Genomic DNA, 1,395 nt, shown 5'->3' with positions numbered 1-1,395 from the left:
CATATGTGGACGGCCTCCTCCCTGCAAGGCGTTGGCAGTGATTTGATCTAATCGCTTGCGTCCATATGTCCGGCCTTTGGGTGCGTCCGCACTTGGACGCTGGCCAAGATGGTTTCCGCGGCGAGTGTTCCAAACAACGTGACGACCTTTTGAAGGCCATTGGTATTAACGGAATGTCACACGCCTTGGATCGATTGATCACACCATCTGCTATTCCTGCAAGTTCAGGCACCAGATCAGCACGACAGCGTCAATATGTGCTCGCCGTGACTGACTGATCTCAAGCTGCGCATGCCTGGGGCGGCAGCGCCGCGCTTGCGCGATAAACTTCACCGGTCATCATCATCTTCCAGGCAATGCGAGCAATCTTGTTGGCCAATGCGACCGCGACCAGCTTCGGCGGTTTGCGCTTGAGCAACTCGAGCAGCCATGGCGTGCCGTTCTTTCCCCGCCCCGCCCTCACATGCTGCAGGAGCGATGTAGCTCCGACCACGAGCGTGCATCGCAGCGTCTCGTCGCCTGCCCGGGTGATGATGCCTGGCCTGCTCTTTCCTGCCGTCGAATGGTCTTTGGGCGTCAGACCCATCCATGCCGCGAACTGGCGACCGGATGCGAAGAGCTCCGGCGCTGGGGTCTTCATCATCAGCAAGGCAGCCCCGACCGGCCCGACGCCCGGAATTTGCGCCAGACGACGACTGCACTCATTGGCCCGGTGCCACTTCATCAGCTTCGCGTCGATTCCGTCGAGCTGTTCATCCAGTTGCCGATATTCCATGGCATGGGACGCGAAGAGTTCCCGTGCGAGCGCGGGGATCGCAGGATCGATGGCGATACGATCGAGTAAAGGCTCAACCTTGCACATGCCCTTGGCCGCTGTGAGCCCGAATTCGGCCGCATAGCCTCTGATCGCGTTGGCGAGTTGCGTTCTGTTTCGGACCAGCCTGTCGCGCATCCCCATCAGCATCAATGATGCCTGCTGCTCGGCGCTCTTCACCGGAACGAAACGCATCGTGGGGCGACTCATCGCCTCGCAAAGCGCCTCGGCGTCTGCTGCGTCATTCTTGCCGCGCTTCACGTACGGCTTCGACAATTGCGGTGCGATCAGCTTTACATCATGGCCAAGCCCACCCAGCAACCGTGCCCAGTGATGCGAACTGCCACAGGCTTCGATCGCGACCATTGTTGGGGGAAGCTTCTCAAAAAACGCTATCATTTCCGCGCGGCGCAGCTTCTTGCGCAACACCGGCTGCTCGGCGGCGTTCACACCATGCAGCTGAAAAACATGCTTTGACGTATCCATGCCAATTCGGATAATTTGCTCCACGGACGGTCTCCTCGTTTGGGTTTCCAACAACCTCACTCTGGCACATTGTGATGCCGTACGGAGGCCGTCCA

At 59.1% G+C, this 1,395-nt stretch carries 1 protein-coding gene; it reads right to left on the bottom strand.

Annotation, left to right across the window (positions count from 1 at the left end):
* Window positions 1-280 precede the first annotated feature (280 nt).
* Complete coding sequence (locus AQZ50_RS19860) at window positions 281-1,324, bottom strand: IS110 family RNA-guided transposase (protein ID WP_067749436.1); 1,044 nt, start codon at window positions 1,322-1,324, stop codon at window positions 281-283.
* Window positions 1,325-1,395 lie beyond the last annotated feature (71 nt).

Source organism: Novosphingobium sp. Fuku2-ISO-50, from assembly GCF_001519055.1.
Classification (GTDB): Bacteria; Pseudomonadota; Alphaproteobacteria; order Sphingomonadales; family Sphingomonadaceae; genus Novosphingobium.
The sequence above is the reverse complement of the archived record's forward strand: the minus strand, read 5'-3'. Positions and strand labels throughout refer to the sequence as shown.